The organism is Streptosporangium sp. DT93 (genome assembly GCF_049844535.1).
In the GTDB taxonomy this organism is placed as follows: domain Bacteria; phylum Actinomycetota; class Actinomycetes; order Streptosporangiales; family Streptosporangiaceae; genus Streptosporangium.
Window position 1 is genome coordinate 102,805 of record NZ_JBNCLF010000018.1, and the last position, 17,606, is coordinate 120,410.

The window sequence follows — 17,606 nt, forward strand, 5'->3', positions numbered from 1 at the left end:
TGACGTCCTCGGGGGTGCCTAGTATTGCGTATCTCATACTTTTGTGACCGTCGCCTTCGGCTTGACTCCCCCGTGAACCGGGTACGTGAGCGCTTCGGCTCTGGCTGACCACGGGCTCGGCGTCCTACTGTGCAGGGCGTGGCACATATTCATGATCTTAACGCCCTGGAGCAGGCCGCGGCCGTGCAACGCAGGGAGATCTCCCCCGTCGAGCTCACCGAGCACTACCTCGACCGCATCTCCCGCCTGGACGCGGGGATCGGCGCCTACGTGACCGTGACGCCGGAGCTCGCCCTGGAGCAGGCGCACAAGGCCGAGGCCCGGGTGCTCGCCGGGGAGGTCGCCTCGCCGCTGGCCGGGGTCCCCATCCCGATCAAGGACCTCAACCTCGTCAAGGGCGTGCCGATCCACTTCGGCTCCGCCACCTACGAGGGTTTCGTGGCGCCGGTGGACGACAGCCTGGTCGAGCGGCTCAGGGACGCCGGCACGATCATGCTCGGGAAGACCGCGACCCCCGAGTTCGGCCTGCCCTGCTACACCGAGACCCCGCTCTCCCCGCCCAGCCGCACCCCGTGGGACCCGGCCCGCTCGGCGGGCGGGTCCAGCGGCGGCGCGGCGGCCGCGGTCGCCGCCGGTCTGGCCCCGGCCGCGCAGGGCAGCGACGGGGCGGGCTCGATCCGCATCCCCGCCTCCGTCTGCGGCCTGTTCGGGCTCAAGCCCACCCGGGGCAGGATCAGCTCCGCGCCGGTCGTCCCCGACCTGGCCGGCCTGTCCACCAACGGCCCGATCACCCGGACCGTCGCCGACGCCGCCGCCCTGCTGGACGTGATGGCCCACCACAACCCCGGCGACCTCTACCACGCGCCCCCGCCGCGGCTGGGCTCCTTCAGCGCGTACGTGGGCCGCGACCCCGGCCGGCTGCGGATCGCCCGCTACGCCGAACCGCCGGTGCCCGGCACCGTCGTGCACCCCGAGGTGCTCGCGGCCTACGAGCACGCCTCGGCGGAACTGGCCGCGCTCGGGCACGAGGTGGTCGACATCGCCCCGCCGTTCGGGCCGGAGATCGTGCCGCAGTTCGTGACGCTCTGGTACGCGTTCTCCTGCATGCACCCGGTGGCCATGGACAGGCAGGACAGGCTCCGGCCGCTCACCGCCTGGTTGCGCGAGCGCGGCTTCGCCACCCCCGCCCCGGACTTCCTGCAGGCCCAGTCGGCCCTGCAGCTCGCCACCCGGTTCGGCCTGCTGGCCACCGACCCCTACGACGCGGTGCTCACCCCGACCGTGACCCTGCCGCCCCGGCCGGTGGGCTGGTTCGAGGACGTCGACGGCCCCGAGGAGACCTTCGAGCGGATGAAGCGGTTCGCCGCCTTCCCCGCCATGTACAACGTCAGCGGCCAGCCCGCGGTCAGTCTGCCGCTGCACTGGAGCCCCGACGGGCTGCCGATCGGCGTGATGCTGGCCGGGCGGTTCGGCGACGAGGGCACCCTGATCTCGGTGTCGTCGCAGATCGAGGCCGCGCGCGGCGGTTTCTGGGGGGAGCGCAGGCCCGCCGCGTGGTGACCCTCGACTGATCGTCGGCGCGGGGTTACTTTTGAGATGTGGACAGCGCGATCGAGGTCTGCGGTTTCCTGGCCGGAGTCTCCGGCGGCCTGTTCCTGCTCATCACCCTGCTCGTGACGATGCCCGGCAGAATGCGCGACAGGGCCGCCAGGGGCACCTCGGCGAGCGCCGTCTGGCTGGGCGGCCCGCACGGCAGCGAGCGCGGTGTCACCGACTCGGTGCTGGTGCTGACCAGCAGACGCCCCGCCGGCCGCGTCGCGCCCGAGACCGACTGGGTCGCGCTCGCGGAGACCTCGGAGCCCGGACGGCACACCGGTGGGGCGTCGGCGACCTGGTGAGGCGCCGTGAGGGGTCGTGAGGGGTCGTGAGGTCCCCGGGGAGCGCGCGAGGGTGCCACGGGATGCCGTGAGGCGTCGTGAGGCGTCGTGAGGCGTCGTGAGGCGTCGTGAGGTGCCGGTGGGCTCCCGTGGGAGCCGGGCGGGTCGGGTGAGGCGAGACGGGGTGGGACGGGGATGCAGGCACTGACCTCGACGCAGGGCGACGACGTGCGCGGGGCCCTGCGTGCCGCCGAGCGGCGTACGGGGCTGCGCTTCGCCGCCTACCTCGGGCCCGCGATCGGCCCGCGCAGGCACTTCTGCGAGCGGCTGCACGCCGCGCTGGGGGAGGAGGCCGACCGGGCCGTCCTCGTCTTCGTGGACCAGCGGGCCCGGGCACTGGAGATCGTCACCGGACCTCTCGCCGGGCGGTGGCTGCCCGACGCCGAGTGCCGGTCGGCCGCGGCGGCCATGGCCGCGGTCCTCGGCCTGGGGGACCTGGTGGGCGGGCTGGTCACCGGGGTCCTGCTGCTCGCCGACCGGGCCGCGCGGCACGGCTGATCGCACGGGACGCGCGACGCGGGCCGTTCCCGCGGGGGCCGTTCGCGCGTGAGGCGCTCCGGCGCCGCGCGGCGCGGCTGATCGCTCGGTGGGGAAGGTCACGCGTCACGGCTGATCGCTCGGCAGGGAGGGCCGCGCGGCACGAATGATCAGCTCCGTGGGGAGGAGCGCGCGGTGCGGAAGATCGTCGGTGGTGAGGACGGCTCCGCCCTCCGCTAGCCATTTCGTACCGGAGAAGAATGATTTTCCCGGATAATCGCCTCGTGCTGAGGATCATGTGGGACACGCCGACGGCAGGTTTCACCGACCCGGCCGGAGCGGCCGACCTCATGGGCTCACCTGCCCGTACGGGGTCTGCGGGCTCGCCCGCCCGTGCGGGGTCCACGGGCTCCACGGCCTCCACAGGCGTGCCTGTCCGCGCGGGGTCCGCGGGCTCACCGGCTCGTACGAGATCCACGGGCCCGTCCGCCGGAACGGGTCCCGTGAGCGTGCCCTCGCACGCGGGGGCCACGGGCACGCTTCCGCGCGCGGGGCACACGGGGTCGTCCGCGGGTGCGGAATCCCCGGCACCGAAAGGCCTCGCGAGCCCCGGCGGGCCGACCGGTCCCCGAGGGACGACCGGTCCCGCCGGTCCCGGTGAACGGGCCGGTTCCGGTGGTCGTGTCGTGTTCGACGGTCTCACCGGATCGATCCGTCTCGTCGCCCCCGGGAGAGAGGACGAGGACGCGGCGGGGCGGCCCGACATGCTCCTCGACCACATCCGGGAGGCGCTCGCGGACGCCCGCCGCAGGGTGCGCCGGGAGAACGAGACGGCGGCCGTCCTGCTGGCCACCACCGGCGCGGCCATCGGTGCCGTCGTCGCCGGGTTGGCGACGGGGTACTGGAGACCCGGTGAGCTGCCGAGCCAGATCGAGTGGCTCTGGTGGATGGGCATGTTCCTGTGGCTGACCGGTCTCCTCGTGCTCGGTGGCGCCCTCTGCCCGCCGATCGCCGCGCAGGCCGGCAGGGTGCTGGAGAGGCGCCGTTGCCACCTGCGCGGCTACGCCGGGGGGCTCCGGGCCGGCGTACCCCCGCAGGGGGCGGACGGCCGCCGTGCCGGGCCGCGGGTCGACCTGCTCGTGCTGGAGATCCGGAGGCTCAACGCCCTGGCGGACGCCAAGCAGCGCTACATCCGCCGGGGCGCCCTGCTGATGGGGTTCTCCCTCGCCTGCTGTGTCCTGTCGGTGTTCGTCGGCCGCCCCCTGTGAACGGCGTCGCCGACCCCTTCCCGGCCCCGATGCTCTGAAGCCCCGACACCCCAGGCGAATTCAAGGCCCCGACGTGCCGGAGCGGGGCCGCGGGAGCCCGGCCGGGGCGTCAGGGCCGCAGGAGTCCCACCAGGTGGTCGCTGATGTCCGTCAGCAGCGTCGACGGCACGACCGGGGCGTTCGCGACGGCGGAGAACAGCGAGGGAAGCCCCGGCAGCGGGAACCCGTCCTCGCGGGACGCCTCCTGGCCCACCTCGTTCTTGGCGAGCCCGACCCGGCTGCGCTCCCACGCCTCGACGACCTCCTCGGGGGAGGGGACGCCGAAGCCGTGCCCCACCGGCGCGGCGTGACGCAGCCGTACCAGGGGCGTCTCGGCGAAGGCCAGCGCCACCCGGGAGCGCAGGGCGAGGTCCTCCCGGAGACCGGGGTCCACCCAGTCCATCGCGGTGCAGGGCTTGCGGCACGCGGCCACGCAGGTCCCCAGCGCCCCGGCCACCTGGCTGTGCTGGCGGTCGAAGTAGGCGCGCCAGCCCTCGGCGGGCTCTCCCGCCACGCGCAGGGTGCGGTTGACGGCCGACTGCTCGGGCTTGGTGTGGTCGCAGTCGCGGTCGCCGATCACCCCGAACCTGCTGCCCGGCGCGGTGAGACCCTCCGGCCAGCGCGCCGGGTCGCCGGCGCTGCCGAGCACCGGTTCGAACGCCAGCAGCGGGAGGTACTCGCTGGCGATGTGCAGGGCGGCGACCATGGGGCTCAGCTCGCGGCGGTGCCAGCGGATCGCGATGACCTCCAGCAGCAGCTCGTACGCGGGCCGCAGCGACTCCAGCGCGCCCCGGGGCTGCTCGCGGGGCGTCTGCGGCATCGTGCAGGCCCGTGCCCGCCGCCGCAGGTCGCCCGGGACGGCCCGCGCCTCGACGGCGAAGTCCTCGGCGTCGAGGGAGAGCAGCCGCTGGGCGAACTCGCAGGTCACCTCGATGTCGTCCGCCTCCCCCACCACACCCGAGGCGAGGGCCCCCACGTCGCCGAAGGCGTACCGGCGGGCCAGGGAGATGAGCAGATCACGGGCGGTTTCCACCGGATTACCCTCTCACGACCCGTGGACGGCGGGAGCATTGTCCGGACCTGGAGGGACACGCGAGATCGTGGCGGTCCCTCGTTCGCGGCCCCGTCCGACGGCCGCGGGCGGGGACCCGCCGGGGCCGCGTCACCCGCCCGCGGCCGACCGGCCGATCCCCGCCCGTACGGGGTCAGGCCTGGGAGGCGTCCTTGGCCTGGGCGCGCAGGGCGCGTCCGATGCCGTCGGCGCCTTCGAGCAGCAGCCGCCGCAGGGCGTGCGGCGGCTCCTCGGCCGAGATGAAGTCCTGCGTCCTGGCGACCGTCTCCGGGGAGAGGGACAGCGCCGGGTAGCAGCCGTTGGCGAAGCTCTGGGCGCTGTCGGAGGTCCAGGACTTCCAGATCCTGCCGATCTCGGCGAAGTACCGCTCCTTGTACGGCTCCAGCAGCTCCGGGTGGTTCGGGTCGACGAATCCTATGATCGTCGAGCGGAGCACCGCGCCGCTGAGCCGGCCCTCCACGATCGCGGACCAGGCGGCCTCCTTGCCCTCGGGTGTCGGGATCGAGGCCCGGCAGAGCGCGGCCATGCGCTCACCGGTGGCGGTGGGGTCGCGCTGCAGCTCCCGCTCGATGTCCTCCTCGCCGAGCAGGCCACCGGAGACCAGGGCGCCGACCAGCGTCCAGCGCAGGTCGGCGTCGACGGTCAGGCCCTCCAGCGTGGTCCCGCCGTCCAGCAGCCCCCTGAGGAACGCCAGGTCGTCGGCCGAGGTGGCCGAGGCCGACAGCGCGTTCAGGTAGGCGAGCTGCGCGTCGGAGCCGGGCTCGGCCGAGACGACCAGGTCGCGCAGCGTGGAGGCCAGCAGCGCCATGCCCTCGGCGCGCCGGGCCGGGTCCGCGTACTGCTGGACGGCCAGGCGGACCTGGCGGAGCACGGTCTGCGCGACCGTGATGTCCGTGATCGACCTGACCCCCGAGACGACCAGGGCGAGGTAGTCGCGGGTGGACATCTCGGCGTCCCTGGTCATGTCCCAGGCGGCCGACCAGCACAGCGCGCGGGGCAGGGACTCGGTGAACGCGGTCATGCCGCCGTTCACCAGGGTCTGCAGCGAACGCTCGTCCAGCCGGACCTTGGCGTAGGTCAGGTCGTCGTCGTTGATCAGGATCAGGTCCGGCTGGACCTCGCCGACCAGCTCGGTCACGGCCGTGCGCGCCCCGGACACGTCCAGCTCCACCCGCCGCACCCGGACCAGCTCGCCGCCGCTGAGCGCGTACAGGCCGACGGCGACGCGGTGCGAGCGCAGCGTCGGGTGCTCGGCGGGTGCCTCCTGGAGCACGTCGAACTCCAGGAAGCGGCCCTCGGGGTCGGTGGTGAACGACGGGCGCAGCGTGTTGACCCAGGAGGTCTCCAGCCACTCCTTCGACCAGGAGGACAGGTCGCGCCCGGAGGTGTGCTCCAGCGCGCCCAGCAGGTCGGCGAGCGTGGTGTTGCCCCAGGCGTGCTCGTTGAAGTAGGCGCGGACCCCGGCCAGGAAGTTCTCCAGGCCCACGTAGGCGACGAGCTGCTTGAGGACCGAGGCGCCCTTGGCGTAGGTGATCCCGTCGAAGTTGACCTCGACCGCGTGCATGTCGACGATGTCGGCCGCGATCGGGTGCGTGGAGGGGAGCTGGTCCTGGCGGTAGGCCCAGGACTTCTCCACGTTGGCGAAGGTCGTCCACGCCCCCTGGCCCCACCGGGTGGCCTCGGCCTGGCAGAGCACCGAGGCGTAGGTGGCGAACGACTCGTTCAGCCACAGGTCGTCCCACCAGCGCATGGTGACCAGGTCACCGAACCACATGTGCGCCATCTCGTGCAGGATCGTCTCGGCGCGGCGCTCGATCACCGCGTCCGTGACGCGCGAGCGGAAGATGTAGTTCTCCAGGAAGGTCACGCAGCCCGCGTTCTCCATCGCCCCGGCGTTGAACTCGGGGACGAAGAGCTGGTCGTACTTGCCGAACGGGTAGCGGACGCCGAAGATCCGGTGGAAGAAGTCGAAGCCCTGCCGGGTCACCTCGAAGATGTTCTCCGCGTCGAGGTGCTCGGCCAGCGAGGCCCGGCAGTACAGGCCCAGCGGGATGCCGTCGTGCTCGGAGGTCACCCGGTGGTACGGCCCGGCGCACAGCGCGGTGATGTACGTCGACATCACCGGGGTGGGCGGGAAGTGCCAGCGCCTGGACGCCTGGAGCGCGCCGTGCCTGCCCCGGTGCTCGGGCAGGTCCTCGGCCGGGCCGGGCGCCGCGTTGGAGATGACCTCCCAGTCCGACGGCGCGAGCACGCTCAGCTCGAAGGTGGCCTTGAGGTCGGGCTGGTCGAAGCACGCGTACATCCGGTGCGCGTCGGCCGTCTCGAACTGGCTGTGCAGGTAGACGCTCTTGTCGACCGGGTCGACGAAGCGGTGCAGGCCCTCACCGGTTCGCGTGTACGAGCAGTCGGCGTCCACGAGCAGTTCGTTGGTCTCGGCCAGCCCGGTCAGGGGCAGCCGCCCCGTCTCCGGGTCGTAGCCGCTCACGTCCAGTTCGGTACCGTTCAGCACGGCCCTGCGCACCTTCGCGCCCGCCAGGTCGATGAACGTCCCCGCACCCGGCCGGGTGCTGGTGAAGCGGACCGTGGTGACGCTCTCGAAGCGCTCCTCACCCTCGGTCAGGTCGAGCTCCACCGCATAGGACTGGACGCTGAGCAGCCGTGCGCGCTCGCGCGCCTCGTCACGGGTCAGATTGCCTGCCACTACCGCTCCCTCTTCACAACTTCCCCCGCTCCATTGCTAAGGGGTGACCTGAATCCTGCCATGTAAGGCCGTGGAACGCCGCTTCGGATCAACGTGTGGACTGGTACCCAAATTTGAGAACAAAGGTCTCGGTCAAGGTATTAATCCGTGCACGGAATAGGGAACTCCGTCGTTCCGGTTGTGGCCAACGACAGACCTCACTATCAGGAAGTCGGAGAACATGACAGAGCGAACCCCGGTGGATCTTTGGTTCGACCCCTTCTGCCCCTGGGCGTGGATGACCTCCCGCTGGCTGGTGGAGGTGGAGAAGGTGCGGTCCATCGAGCCGCGCTGGCACATCATGAGCCTCACCGTGCTGAACGAGGACAAGGACGTCCCGGAGAGCTATCGCACGCAGATCGCCGACGCGATGGGACCGGTCCGGGTGGTGGCCGCCGTTCAGGCGAAGTACGACACCGAGACGGTCGGCCGCCTCTACACCGAGCTGGGCGTCCGTTTTCACAACCAGAACAGGAAGGGGACCGACACCCTCCGCGAGACCGTCGAGGAGGCGCTGGAGGCCGCCGGTCTGGACCGCGGGTTCGCCGACGCGATGGACTCCACCGAGTTCGACGAGGTCGTCCGCGCCTCGCACGCCGACGGCATCGACCGGGTCGGCCAGGAGGTCGGCACCCCGGTGATCTCGGTCGAGGGCGTCTCCTTCTTCGGCCCGGTCATCTCGCCGGCGCCCAAGGGCGAGGAGGCCGGCAGGCTCTGGGACGGGGTGCTGCTGGTGGCGGGCACCGACGGGTTCTTCGAGCTCAAGCGCTCCCGGACACGGTCCCCGATCTTCGACTGATCCCCGCACCCGGTCCGCACCCGGTCCGCACCCGGTCCGCGCCCGGGACGTCTCAGCGGTCCGCCGTCCCCGTGACGGCGGGCCGCTCCCGCGAGAACGCCCGGGATCGCGTCCCGCGCGGCGGGTCGTGCTCCCGTACGGCGATGCCCCTTCGGGGCCGACGCGTTCCCGGCCGGGCCGTCACACCCTCGCATAATGGCGGCACGCACGTCAGGATGAGGGAATGCGTCACCTTTACCTGAACGGGGCCTGGCGGCCGTCCGCGTCGAACGAGGGCATCGACGTCGTCAACCCCGCCACCGAGGAACTGCTCGACACGGTGCCCGCCGGAGCGCCCGCCGACGTCGAGGCGGCCGTGGCCGCCGCCCGCGCGGCCCTGCCCTCCTGGTCGCGGACGCCCGCCGCCGAGCGCGGCAAGATCCTCGCCGCGGCGGCCGAGCTGATCCGGGAACGCTCCGACCAGATCGCCAGGATCATCGCCACGGACATGGGCGCGCCGTACGGCGTGGCGATGAGGGTGCAGACGCTGATGCCGGCCGGGGTGCTGGCCTCCTACGCCCAGCTGGCCGAGACCTACGACTTCGAGGGCGGGCAGGTCGGCAACTCCCGCATCTTCAGGGAACCGGTCGGGGTGGTCGCCGCCATCACCCCGTGGAACTACCCCCTGCACCAGATCGTCTGCAAGGTGGGCGCCGCGCTCGCCGCCGGCTGCACGGTCGTGCTGAAGCCCAGCGAGGTGGCGCCGCTGGCCGCCTACGCCCTCGCCGGCGTCCTCGACGAGGTCGGCCTGCCCGCCGGCGTCTTCAACATGATCAGCGGGTACGGGCCCCGGGTGGGCGAGGCGCTTGTCGCCCACCCCGGCGTGGACATGGTGTCGTTCACCGGCTCCACCGCGGCCGGGAGGCGGGTCGCCGCGCTCGCCGCCGAGACGATCAAACGGGTGGCGCTGGAGCTCGGCGGCAAGTCCGCCAGCGTGATCCTGCCGGACGCCGACCTGGGCGCGGCCACCAAGGTGACGGTGGCCAACGCCTTCCTCAACTCCGGCCAGACCTGCTCGGCCTGGACCCGCATGATCGTTCATCGCGACCGGTACGACGAGGCCGTCCGGCTCGCGGTCGAGGCCGCGCGGAAGTACACCGTCGGGGACCCCTTCGACGAGGCGACCAGGCTCGGCCCGCTGGTGTCGGCCGCGCAGCGCGACAGGGTCGTCCGCTACATCAACCGGGGCCAGGAGGAGGGCGCCCGGCTGGTCACCGGAGGCGCCGACCGGCCCCTGGAGCGCGGCTTCTACGTCGAGCCCACGGTGTTCGCCGGGGTGGAGCCCGGGATGGCCATCGAGCAGGAGGAGATCTTCGGCCCGGTCCTGGCGATCATCCCCTACAGCCGGGGCGAGGACGAGGCGGTCGCCATCGCCAACGGCACGCCGTACGGCCTGGCCGGGGCGGTGTGGGCGGGCGACGAGCAGCGCGCGGTCGAGGTCGCGCGACGGCTGCGCACCGGCCAGGTGGCGGTCAACGGAGGCCAGTTCAACCCCCGTGCCCCCTTCGGCGGGTACAAGCAGTCCGGCCTCGGCCGCGAGCTCGGCGAGTTCGGGCTGGAGGAGTACCTGGAGATCAAGGCCGTCCAGCTCTGAGGCCGGCGGCCGGGTCCGGCGCCCGCCCGGGCACCCGGTCCGCGCCGTCCCGGACGCTCGTGCCCGCCGGTCGCGGGATCGTCGGGACCCGGCGGGCGGAGACGAAGGGGCCCGGGGGCCCAGGGGGCCGGGAGGGCAGGGGGCCGGGCGGGCAGGGGGTCAGGGGGCCTGGAGCAGGACCTGCCTGGCGGCGTCCCTGGCCAGGCGGTCCACGTACAGCCTGCCGTCGAGGTGGTCGGTCTCGTGCTGGAAGCAGCGCGCCAGCATCCCCCTGGCCCTGATCCGGATCGGCCGTCCCAGCCGGTCCATGCCCCGCACGGTCACCCCGGCGGCCCGCGGCGTCCGGGCGTAGATCGGAACGCGGGTCTCGCGGTCGGGCACCGACAGGCAGCCCTCCTCGTCGAGGACCTCGGTGTCGTCGTCCACGGTCAGCTCGGGGTTGATCACGTGCCCCTTGCGGCTGCTGCAGTCGTAGACGAAGATCCGCCTCGACACACCGATCTGCGGCCCGGCCAGACCGACGCCCCGCGCGGCGTACATCACCTCGAACATCTCGTCGATCATGCGGCGCAGGTCGCGGTCGAAGTCGGCGACCGGCTCGGCGGGAGTGCGCAGGACGGGGTCTCCGACGACTCGGATGTCACGCATGTGGGGGCTCTCTCTTGTGAGGGGTGCGCAGGCGTAAGGGGTGGGCAAGCTTTGTGACCGTTACTTTAGCCGGGGCCGGGTGGAGCCGCCCCCGTGTACCTGCAAAACTGTCCCGGTGCGCGTCTACATCGGTGCCGACCATGCCGGCTATGAGCTCAAGAACCACATCGTCTCCTGGCTGAAGGAGCACGGCCACGAGGTCACGGACTGCGGTCCCTCGGTCTACGACGCCGAGGACGACTACCCTACGTTCGTGCTGCGCGCGGCCGAGGGGGTCGTGGGTGACCCGGGCAGCCTGGGCGTCGTGATCGGCGGCTCGGGCAACGGCGAGCAGATCGCCGCCAACAAGGTACGCGGCGTCCGCGCCGCGCTGGCCTGGAGCGAGGAGACCGCCAGGCTCGCCCGCGAGCACAACGACGCCAACGTGATCAGCCTGGGCGCGCGGATGCACACGCCGCAGGAGGCGGCCGCCTTCGTCGGGGTCTTCCTGGACACCGCCTACTCCGGGGCCGAGCGGCACAGCCGCCGGATCGCGCAGCTCGCCTCCTACGAGACCGACGGGCTGCTGCCGCCGCTGCCCTAGGCGTCCTGTCCCGCGTCCCGGCGCCTCGCGCCACGGCGTCCCGTGTCACGGCAGCCCACGTCACGGCGCCCCGTGCCACGACCTCCGAGGCCGTGTCGTCCCGTGTCGCGCGGGGGCCGGCGGGAGGGGCGCGGGTCAGTGGTGGTCGCGGTGTGAGGAATCGCGGCGCGGAGATTCCTTGCGCGGGGGCTCCCTGCGCGGAGGTTCCTTGCGTACGGGGTCCTTGCGGGGGGCCTCGTCGCGCAGGGGGCGGCGGTCCGCGCCCTCCTGCTGCTCCCGCGTCGGGCGCGACACGTCCCGCGCCCGCATGGCGGTGATCGTGTTGATCTGCAAGCTCTGCAGTGCCATGCCGCCACCATAACCCGCCCCGTCCCGTTCGTCCCGTCCCGGCGAGGACGAGCGGGACGAACAGGGCGGGCGAGGCGGCCAGGGCGGTGCGGGCGGGGCGGGACGGGCGGGGCGGGGCGGGCTCAGAAGACCAGGCCGCCCCAGGGTGCCGGTTCCCACGACATGGCGGCGGACAGCTCGCGCAGCGCCCCCGGACGCGACTCGCGCGCCAGCCCCGCCGCCCGCAGCGCCTCCAGCGGGCGCCCGCCCAGGTAGGCGGCGCCCAGCGCGGAGACGGGCAGGACCAGGTCGGCCGGGTCGTCGCAGGGCACGCAGCGGGCACCCGAGGTGTCCGCCGTCAGCCGCCAGCGGCCCGCGTTCCACGGGCACGTCGCGTCCTCGACCTCGATCGTCACGTCCACCGGCGCGCCGTAGCGGCGGGCGGGCAGGGCACGCCCGACGTCCACGACGCGGATCCACAGCTCGTCGTTCCAGCGCGCGCGCAGCGCGCGGGGATCGGCCAGCAGGTGGATCAGCGGATCGTCGGCGGGCAGGTTCGCGCTGACGTGCGCGACCAGGTCGCGATCCAGGACGTGCCGCCACAGCAGCGCGTGGGCGGCCGGATCGAGACCGAACAGATCCCGCAGGTGGAGCTCCCCGCTGGGGAGGTCGTGCTCGTCCCAACCGGCCTTGATCCGGAACAGCGCGTACCCGCGCGGACCCTCGCCGTCCTCGACGACCACGGCGCGCAGCGCCCCGCTGGTCCGGTCGGACTCCTCGTCGCTCAGCAGGGTGTCCCAGCGCGCGGGGGTGCGGGCGTACAGGCCAGGCCTGGTGGCGAGCGCGGCCGCGTGGATCGTCTCGAACACGTCCCTGGCGTCCGCGGGCCGCACCAGGCGCGGGCGCAGCGCGGGATCGGACGGGGCGTGCGGGGCGAAGGCCGCGCCCGCGGTGGGGATCCGGACGTTCAGGCTGTCGGCGGCCCTGCCGTAGCCGTACCGCCCGTAGATCACGGCCTCGGACGCGTACAGCGCGGCGACCGCCTCGCCGCCCTCGCGCAGGTCGGCGAGCTGACGGGTCATCAGCGCCGTCAGCACGCCCCCGCGGCGGTGCGAGGGCAGCACGCCGACCGCGGTGACGCCGCCGACCGGGATCGGCCCGCCCGGCACGGTCATGGTGAAGCTGCAGACCGTCGTGACGCCCACCAGCAGGTCGCCGTCGAAGGCGCCGAGCGAGCGGTCGAACTCGGTGTTGCGCCGGGACAGCTCCACGCGGTGCGGCGGGATGGGGGTACCGAACGCCTCCTCGTCCAAGGCGATCCAGGTGGGGAACTCGGTCTCGGTGACCGGACGCAGGCTCAGGGGCATCCTCGGATCGTAGAGAGGACAAACGGTTCCGGCCATCTAATATCCATGCTTAATGATCAAGACATTGGTCAAGTGGGCTGCCCAAAGGGGAGAGGGCCGGATACAGTCAGGCGCATCATGAGTTCCCGTCCGGTGCCGCTGCTCCCTCCGGCGCTCCGCGCGTTCCTGGTCCGCATCCCGCTTCTCGTCCCCATCGTGCGCCTGCTGCGCAGGGGGCCGCTGGCGCGCGACCGCAACCTGCTCGTCACCCTGACGCTCCTGACGCTGCTGGTCGGCGTCCTGGCCGCCAGGGTCTCCATGGAGTGGTTCTCCCCGGCCCTCATGATCCCGATCACGCTCGTGGCGGGACTCCAGCTCCGCCTGAACAGCCTCGCCAAGCTGCTCGTCGCGGTCGCCGCCGCCCTCGTCTACGTGGCGGTCGTACGGGGGGTCGGCCACATCGGCCCCGGCCTGCTGGCCACCTTCGGCTTCACCGCCGTGCTGGCCGCGCTGATGGCCCGTACCCGCGGCAAGCTCGGCGTGCAGGGCCTGCGCGGCGACGCGATGCTGCTGGAGCTGCGCGATCGTCTCAAAAGCCAGGGCGACCTGCCGCACCTGCCCAAGGACTGGGGCTCCAAGGTGGTGCTCAAGCAGGCCGGGGGCTCCTCCTTCGGCGGGGACTTCCTGGTGTCCATCCGCGAGGGCGACACGGTCGATCTCGCCCTGGTCGACGTGTCGGGCAAGGGCGTCGACGCCGGCACCCGGGCGCTGATGCTCTCGGGCACCTTCGGCGGCCTGCTCGGCGCGGTCGACGACTTCCTGCCCGCGTGCAACGCCTACCTGCACCGCCAGCGCGAGGCCGAGGGCTTCGTCACCGCGGTCCACCTCCGGCTGAACCTGGCGACGGGCGAGTACGTCATCACCTCGGCCGGTCACCCCCCGGTGGTCAAGTTCGAGGCGGGCACCGGCACCTGGAGGGTCTCCCCGGCCAAGGGCGTCGTCCTCGGCGTCGTGCCCGACCTGCACTGCGAGGCCGACCGGGGGATGCTCCGCAAGGGCGACGCCCTCATGCTCTACACCGACGGGCTGATCGAGCAGCCGGGCCGCGACATCGACGCCGGCCTGGACCGCCTGCTGGGAGAGGCCGAGCGCCTGGTGCCCACCGGCTTCCGCGACGGCGCCCGCAGCCTGGTGGCCTCCATGTCCGCGGGCCACAACGACGACTGCGCCCTCGTCCTCATCTGGCGCCCCTGATCCCCGCGCGATCCCTTCACCCCCGCGCGATACCTTCACCCCGCGCGATCCCGGAAGGCTCCGGTGGCGGTCAGAGCCACCCGGAGTGGCCGGCGATGCGCACGGCGTCGAGCCGGTTGCGCGCCTGCGTCTTGCAGATGATCCGGGACAGGTGATTTCGGACCGTTCCCACGGAGAGGAACAGCTCGTCGGCGATCTCGTCCGACTTCGCGCCCCGGGCGACCAGCCGGAGCACGTCCAGCTCCCGGGGGGTCAGCGGGTTGTCCGCCGATCTCAGGGCCGCCACCGCGAGCTCGGAGTCGACGGCGCGGCGGCCGGACGCGACCAGGCGGACACCGCCGGCCAGCTGCTCGGGCCCCGACCGCAGGCTCATGAACCCGAGCGCGTGGGCGGCGAAGGCCTGGCGGACCTGGCCGGGGCTCGGATCGTGCGACAGCAGCAGGACCCCGCAGCGGGGAGCCTCCTCGCGCAGCCGGAGCGCGACACCGAGACCGTCGAGCCCGGGCAGGGCGAGATCGACGACCGCGACCTCGGGGGAGTGCCGCAGGACGGCCGGGGGAACCTCCTCGCCGGTGGCCACCTCGGCCACCACCTTCATGTCGGTCTCACCTTCCAGGGACGCCACCAGCCCGCGCCGTACCAGCGGCAGGTGTTCGGCGACCAGAATCCCGATCAAGACGCTCCTCTCTCCTCCTCGCCACCGCCTCACCCCGTCGAAGAGTGATCGTGCGATCGCTCATTGTAAACGGGGGGTACGCGATCGGTAAAGGCGCCTACCGGATCGGCGGGGAACGCCGGGCCGCCGGAGACGCGTGCGGAGCGGATAGTTCGGCTAACCTCTTATGGGGTGTTGCCGGGGAAACCGCGATGGGAGTATGAACCTGTGAGCTGGCTCTTCGTGGTCGGGATCATCGTCTTTCTCGTGGGGCTGATGGTGTCGATCGGGCTGCACGAGATCGGCCACCTGGTGCCGGCCAAACTGTTCGGCGTCAGGGTCACGCAGTACATGGTCGGTTTCGGCCCGACCATGTGGTCGCGGCACCGCGGCGAGACGGAGTACGGGATCAAGTGGCTCCCGCTCGGCGGCTACATCCGGATGATCGGCATGCTGCCGCCCCGTCCCACCGACGCCCCCGGCAAGGTCCGCTCGGTCTCCACCGGCCCCTGGCAGAGCCTGATCGAGAACGCGCGCGACGTGGCACTGGAGGACGTGCGGCCGGGCGACGAGGACCGGGTCTTCTACCGCAAGCCGTGGTGGCAGAAGGTCATCATCATGTCCGGCGGCCCGGCGATGAACTTCGTGCTGGCGTTCATCCTGTTCGGCGTCGTGCTCATGGGGTTCGGCGTCGCCACGTACAAGACCGAGATCGCCTCGATCCCGCAGTGCGTCAAGACCGCCGCCCAGTACAGGCAGAACCCCGAGTGCACCGCGGCCGACCAGCCCAGCCCGGCCAGCCGCGCAGGGCTGAGGCCCGGGGACGTCATCGTCTCGGTGGCGGGCAGGCCCGCCGCGAGCTGGGAGACCGCCACCCGCGCCATCCGCGACCACGGCGCCGGGCCGGTCGCGATCGGCATCAGGCGCGCCGGCCAGGAGCTGACCGTCAACGCCTCCCTGATCGCCCAGGACCGCGAGTCCCCGGACGAGCCGGGCAAGATCGAGAAGGGCGTCGGGTACCTCGGGGTCAGCCCGAAGATCGTCATCGAGCGGCAGGACCTCGGCGCCGTGGTCGAGCACATGGGGGATCTCACCTCGGCCACCGCGGCGTCCCTGATGCGGTTCCCCGAGAAGATGGTCGGCGTCTGGCACGCAGCCTTCTCCGGTGACGAGCGCGACCGCAACGGCCCGATCGGCGTGATCGGCGTGAGCCGCATCGGCGGTGAGATCGCCGCCGCCGCCATCCCGGTGGAGAACAAGATCGTCGTCTTCGTCAACCTGCTGGCGGGGTTCAACCTGGCGATCGGCCTGTTCAACCTGATCCCGCTGCTCCCGCTGGACGGCGGCCACATCGCCGGCGGCCTCTGGGAGGGCCTCAAGCGCGCCTTCGCCCGGGTCACCCGCCGTCCCGCCCCCGGGCACGTCGACATCGCCAAGGCGCTCCCCCTGACGTACGCCATCGCCTTCCTGATGGTCATCATGGCGGGGCTGCTGATGTACGCGGACCTGGTCAACCCCGTCCGCCTGTCCGGCTGATCACGGTGAACGACGGCACGCCCGGAGCGGTGAACGACGGCGCGCCCGGAGCGTTGATCGACGTGGCCCTGTTCCGGCTCCGCCGGATCTGGTCGCGCCCCCTGCGCGCGCGCAGGTCCGCGGAGTCGCAGCGGCCGGTGCAGATGTCGAACGTGATGGTCGTGCACGCCGTGCACAAGCTCAGCCTGGACGCGCCCGAGGTGACCGTGGGGGCGGTCGCCGAGCAGCTGGACGTCGATCCCTCCACCGCCAGCAGGCTGGTCAACGACGCGATCGGCGCCGGGTTCGTGGAGCGCGAGGAGTCGGCGGTGGACGCCAGGCGCGCCCGCCTGACGCTGAGCGAGCGGGGCCGGCGCGTCCTGGAGGTCGTCGTCCGTCACCGGCGCACCTACCTGAACGGCCTGATGTCGGACTGGGACGAGTCCGAGCGCGAGGTCTTCGCCCGGCTGCTCGCCCGGTTCGCCGAGGCGGCCGTCGCCCGCCCGGCGAACCTCGCGGGCCTGGACCAGGTGATCGCCGCGGTGCTGGCGGAGATGCCCTCCCCGCGCTGAAGCGTTCCCCGTTCCCCGTCCCCCGTTCCCCGTGGCCTGTCGCCCCAGGCCCGCCGGTGCCCCCGCTCGCCGCCTGATCCCCGCCCGCCCTCGTTCCCGCCCGCCCTCGTTTCCGCTCGCCGTCCGGTCCCGCTCCGCCCCTGGACTCAGGGCCCCCGTCAGTCCCCGGTCGCCCCGTCGATCCGCTCGCGGACGAGGTCGGCGTGGCCGTTGTGCCGGGCGTACTCCTCGATCATGTGGATGAGGATCCAGCGCAGCGAGACGTCCTTACCCCGGCGCTGTCCCCTGCCGATCGCGTCCATGGGGAGCGTGATCGATATCTCGCGCGCGTGGGCGATCTCGGCCCGCCAGTTCGCGAACGCCTCCTCGGCGGTGCTCGTCTCCAGGTTGTCGAAGTCACCGTCGGGGTCGTCGTCGGAGTAGTAGAACGGAGGGGCGTCCTCACCGCCGAGGATCCTGCGGAACCAGTTCCGCTCGACCTCGGCCATGTGCCGGACCAGGCCCAGCAGGGAGATGGAGGAGGGCTCGGCGGAGCGCAGCCGGAGCTGCTCGTCGGTCAGGCCGGCGCACTTCACCTCCAGGGTCTCCCGGTGCCACTCCAGCCAGGAGTGGAGCATGGAGCGCTCGTCGGCGATGAAGGGGGGATCGATGCGTTTGTCGGTCATGGGGCAATCCTGCCCCCGCCCACCACCACTGTCATACGCTTTTGCGCCCGTCCGGCGGCCCCCGGGCGTCGTCGTC

General features: G+C 72.5%; 17 protein-coding genes. 10 read left to right on the top strand and 7 right to left on the bottom strand.

The features are described from left to right. Positions 1 to 138 precede the first annotated feature (138 nt). The 4 genes from ACLQ2R_RS31335 (at position 139) to ACLQ2R_RS31350 (ending at position 3,682) form a co-directional block, all read left to right on the top strand. Positions 139 to 1,560, top strand: coding sequence for an amidase (locus ACLQ2R_RS31335; RefSeq protein WP_425964716.1), 1,422 nt, complete (start codon positions 139 to 141; stop codon positions 1,558 to 1,560). Positions 1,561 to 1,598: 38 nt separating this feature from the next. Then, positions 1,599 to 1,898, top strand: a complete 300-nt coding sequence (locus ACLQ2R_RS31340) for a hypothetical protein (RefSeq protein WP_425964718.1) — start codon at positions 1,599 to 1,601, stop codon at positions 1,896 to 1,898. Positions 1,899 to 2,072: 174 nt separating this feature from the next. Next, entirely contained in the window at positions 2,073 to 2,435 is a 363-nt protein-coding gene (locus tag ACLQ2R_RS31345; RefSeq protein WP_425964720.1) for a DUF5130 family protein, read from the top strand. Between the two features lie 665 nt (positions 2,436 to 3,100). Then, entirely contained in the window at positions 3,101 to 3,682 is a 582-nt protein-coding gene (locus ACLQ2R_RS31350) for a hypothetical protein (protein WP_425964722.1), read from the top strand. A 109-nt stretch (positions 3,683 to 3,791) separates the two neighbouring features. Here ACLQ2R_RS31350 and ACLQ2R_RS31355 read toward each other — a convergent pair whose 3' ends face one another. Both ACLQ2R_RS31355 and pepN read right to left on the bottom strand, forming a co-directional pair. Further along, a complete protein-coding gene (locus ACLQ2R_RS31355) occupies positions 3,792 to 4,754 on the bottom strand; it encodes a hypothetical protein (protein WP_425964723.1) in 963 nt (320 codons plus the stop codon). A gap of 172 nt (positions 4,755 to 4,926) precedes the next feature. Continuing rightward, complete coding sequence (gene pepN, locus ACLQ2R_RS31360) at positions 4,927 to 7,494, bottom strand: aminopeptidase N (RefSeq protein ID WP_425964725.1); 2,568 nt, start codon at positions 7,492 to 7,494, stop codon at positions 4,927 to 4,929. 220 nt (positions 7,495 to 7,714) lie between these two features. Here pepN and ACLQ2R_RS31365 point away from each other — a divergent pair, with 220 nt between their 5' ends. Together ACLQ2R_RS31365 and ACLQ2R_RS31370 are read left to right on the top strand one after the other, a co-directional pair. After that, positions 7,715 to 8,332: a disulfide bond formation protein DsbA gene (locus ACLQ2R_RS31365; protein ID WP_425964727.1), complete on the top strand. Its 618-nt coding sequence runs from the start codon at positions 7,715 to 7,717 to the stop codon at positions 8,330 to 8,332. A gap of 223 nt (positions 8,333 to 8,555) precedes the next feature. After that, positions 8,556 to 9,965, top strand: a complete 1,410-nt coding sequence (locus tag ACLQ2R_RS31370; protein ID WP_425964729.1) for an aldehyde dehydrogenase family protein — start codon at positions 8,556 to 8,558, stop codon at positions 9,963 to 9,965. 159 nt (positions 9,966 to 10,124) lie between these two features. Here the strand turns inward: ACLQ2R_RS31370 and def are convergent, their stop codons facing one another. Continuing rightward, positions 10,125 to 10,613 carry a peptide deformylase gene (gene def, locus ACLQ2R_RS31375; RefSeq protein WP_425964731.1) on the bottom strand — a complete coding sequence of 163 codons (489 nt, stop codon included), beginning with the start codon at positions 10,611 to 10,613 and terminating at the stop codon, positions 10,125 to 10,127. Positions 10,614 to 10,728: 115 nt separating this feature from the next. On the opposite strand from def, the gene ACLQ2R_RS31380 reads away from it, so the two are divergent. Next, positions 10,729 to 11,196 (top strand): ribose-5-phosphate isomerase, encoded by a 468-nt coding sequence (locus tag ACLQ2R_RS31380; protein ID WP_425964733.1) that lies wholly within the window; start codon positions 10,729 to 10,731, stop codon positions 11,194 to 11,196. A gap of 135 nt (positions 11,197 to 11,331) precedes the next feature. On the opposite strand, the gene ACLQ2R_RS31385 is transcribed toward ACLQ2R_RS31380, so the two are convergent. Both ACLQ2R_RS31385 and ACLQ2R_RS31390 read right to left on the bottom strand, forming a co-directional pair. After that, entirely contained in the window at positions 11,332 to 11,544 is a 213-nt protein-coding gene (locus ACLQ2R_RS31385; protein WP_425964735.1) for a hypothetical protein, read from the bottom strand. Positions 11,545 to 11,666: 122 nt separating this feature from the next. Further along, on the bottom strand, positions 11,667 to 12,890 hold the full coding sequence (locus ACLQ2R_RS31390; RefSeq protein WP_425964737.1) for a GNAT family N-acetyltransferase: 1,224 nt from the start codon (positions 12,888 to 12,890) through the stop codon (positions 11,667 to 11,669). Positions 12,891 to 13,007: 117 nt separating this feature from the next. On the opposite strand from ACLQ2R_RS31390, the gene ACLQ2R_RS31395 reads away from it, so the two are divergent. Beyond that, a complete protein-coding gene (locus ACLQ2R_RS31395) occupies positions 13,008 to 14,123 on the top strand; it encodes a PP2C family protein-serine/threonine phosphatase (RefSeq protein ID WP_425964739.1) in 1,116 nt (371 codons plus the stop codon). A 70-nt stretch (positions 14,124 to 14,193) separates the two neighbouring features. On the opposite strand, the gene ACLQ2R_RS31400 is transcribed toward ACLQ2R_RS31395, so the two are convergent. Beyond that, positions 14,194 to 14,799 carry a response regulator transcription factor gene (locus ACLQ2R_RS31400; RefSeq protein WP_425964741.1) on the bottom strand — a complete coding sequence of 202 codons (606 nt, stop codon included), beginning with the start codon at positions 14,797 to 14,799 and terminating at the stop codon, positions 14,194 to 14,196. Between the two features lie 207 nt (positions 14,800 to 15,006). Here ACLQ2R_RS31400 and ACLQ2R_RS31405 point away from each other — a divergent pair, with 207 nt between their 5' ends. Continuing rightward, positions 15,007 to 16,314 carry a M50 family metallopeptidase gene (locus ACLQ2R_RS31405; protein ID WP_425964743.1) on the top strand — a complete coding sequence of 436 codons (1,308 nt, stop codon included), beginning with the start codon at positions 15,007 to 15,009 and terminating at the stop codon, positions 16,312 to 16,314. A 5-nt stretch (positions 16,315 to 16,319) separates the two neighbouring features. Continuing rightward, the gene (locus tag ACLQ2R_RS31410; RefSeq protein WP_425964745.1) at positions 16,320 to 16,865 is read left to right on the top strand and encodes a MarR family winged helix-turn-helix transcriptional regulator; all 546 of its coding nucleotides are present in this window, start codon (positions 16,320 to 16,322) and stop codon (positions 16,863 to 16,865) included. A gap of 158 nt (positions 16,866 to 17,023) precedes the next feature. Here the strand turns inward: ACLQ2R_RS31410 and ACLQ2R_RS31415 are convergent, their stop codons facing one another. After that, complete coding sequence (locus ACLQ2R_RS31415; RefSeq protein WP_425964747.1) at positions 17,024 to 17,530, bottom strand: DinB family protein; 507 nt, start codon at positions 17,528 to 17,530, stop codon at positions 17,024 to 17,026. Positions 17,531 to 17,606 lie beyond the last annotated feature (76 nt).

Excerpts from the sequence above, each read along its gene's own strand:
- ACLQ2R_RS31390 (WP_425964737.1), bottom strand. The coding sequence starts at position 12,890 with ATGCCCCTGAGCCTGCGTCCGGTCACCGAGACCGAGTTCCCCACCTGG.
- ACLQ2R_RS31365 (WP_425964727.1), top strand. The coding sequence starts at position 7,715 with ATGACAGAGCGAACCCCGGTGGATCTTTGGTTCGACCCCTTCTGCCCC.
- ACLQ2R_RS31395 (WP_425964739.1), top strand. The coding sequence starts at position 13,008 with ATGAGTTCCCGTCCGGTGCCGCTGCTCCCTCCGGCGCTCCGCGCGTTC.
- ACLQ2R_RS31385 (WP_425964735.1), bottom strand. The coding sequence starts at position 11,544 with ATGGCACTGCAGAGCTTGCAGATCAACACGATCACCGCCATGCGGGCG.
- def (WP_425964731.1), bottom strand. The coding sequence starts at position 10,613 with ATGCGTGACATCCGAGTCGTCGGAGACCCCGTCCTGCGCACTCCCGCC.
- ACLQ2R_RS31345 (WP_425964720.1), top strand. The coding sequence starts at position 2,073 with ATGCAGGCACTGACCTCGACGCAGGGCGACGACGTGCGCGGGGCCCTG.
- ACLQ2R_RS31415 (WP_425964747.1), bottom strand. The coding sequence starts at position 17,530 with ATGACCGACAAACGCATCGATCCCCCCTTCATCGCCGACGAGCGCTCC.
- ACLQ2R_RS31370 (WP_425964729.1), top strand. The coding sequence starts at position 8,556 with ATGCGTCACCTTTACCTGAACGGGGCCTGGCGGCCGTCCGCGTCGAAC.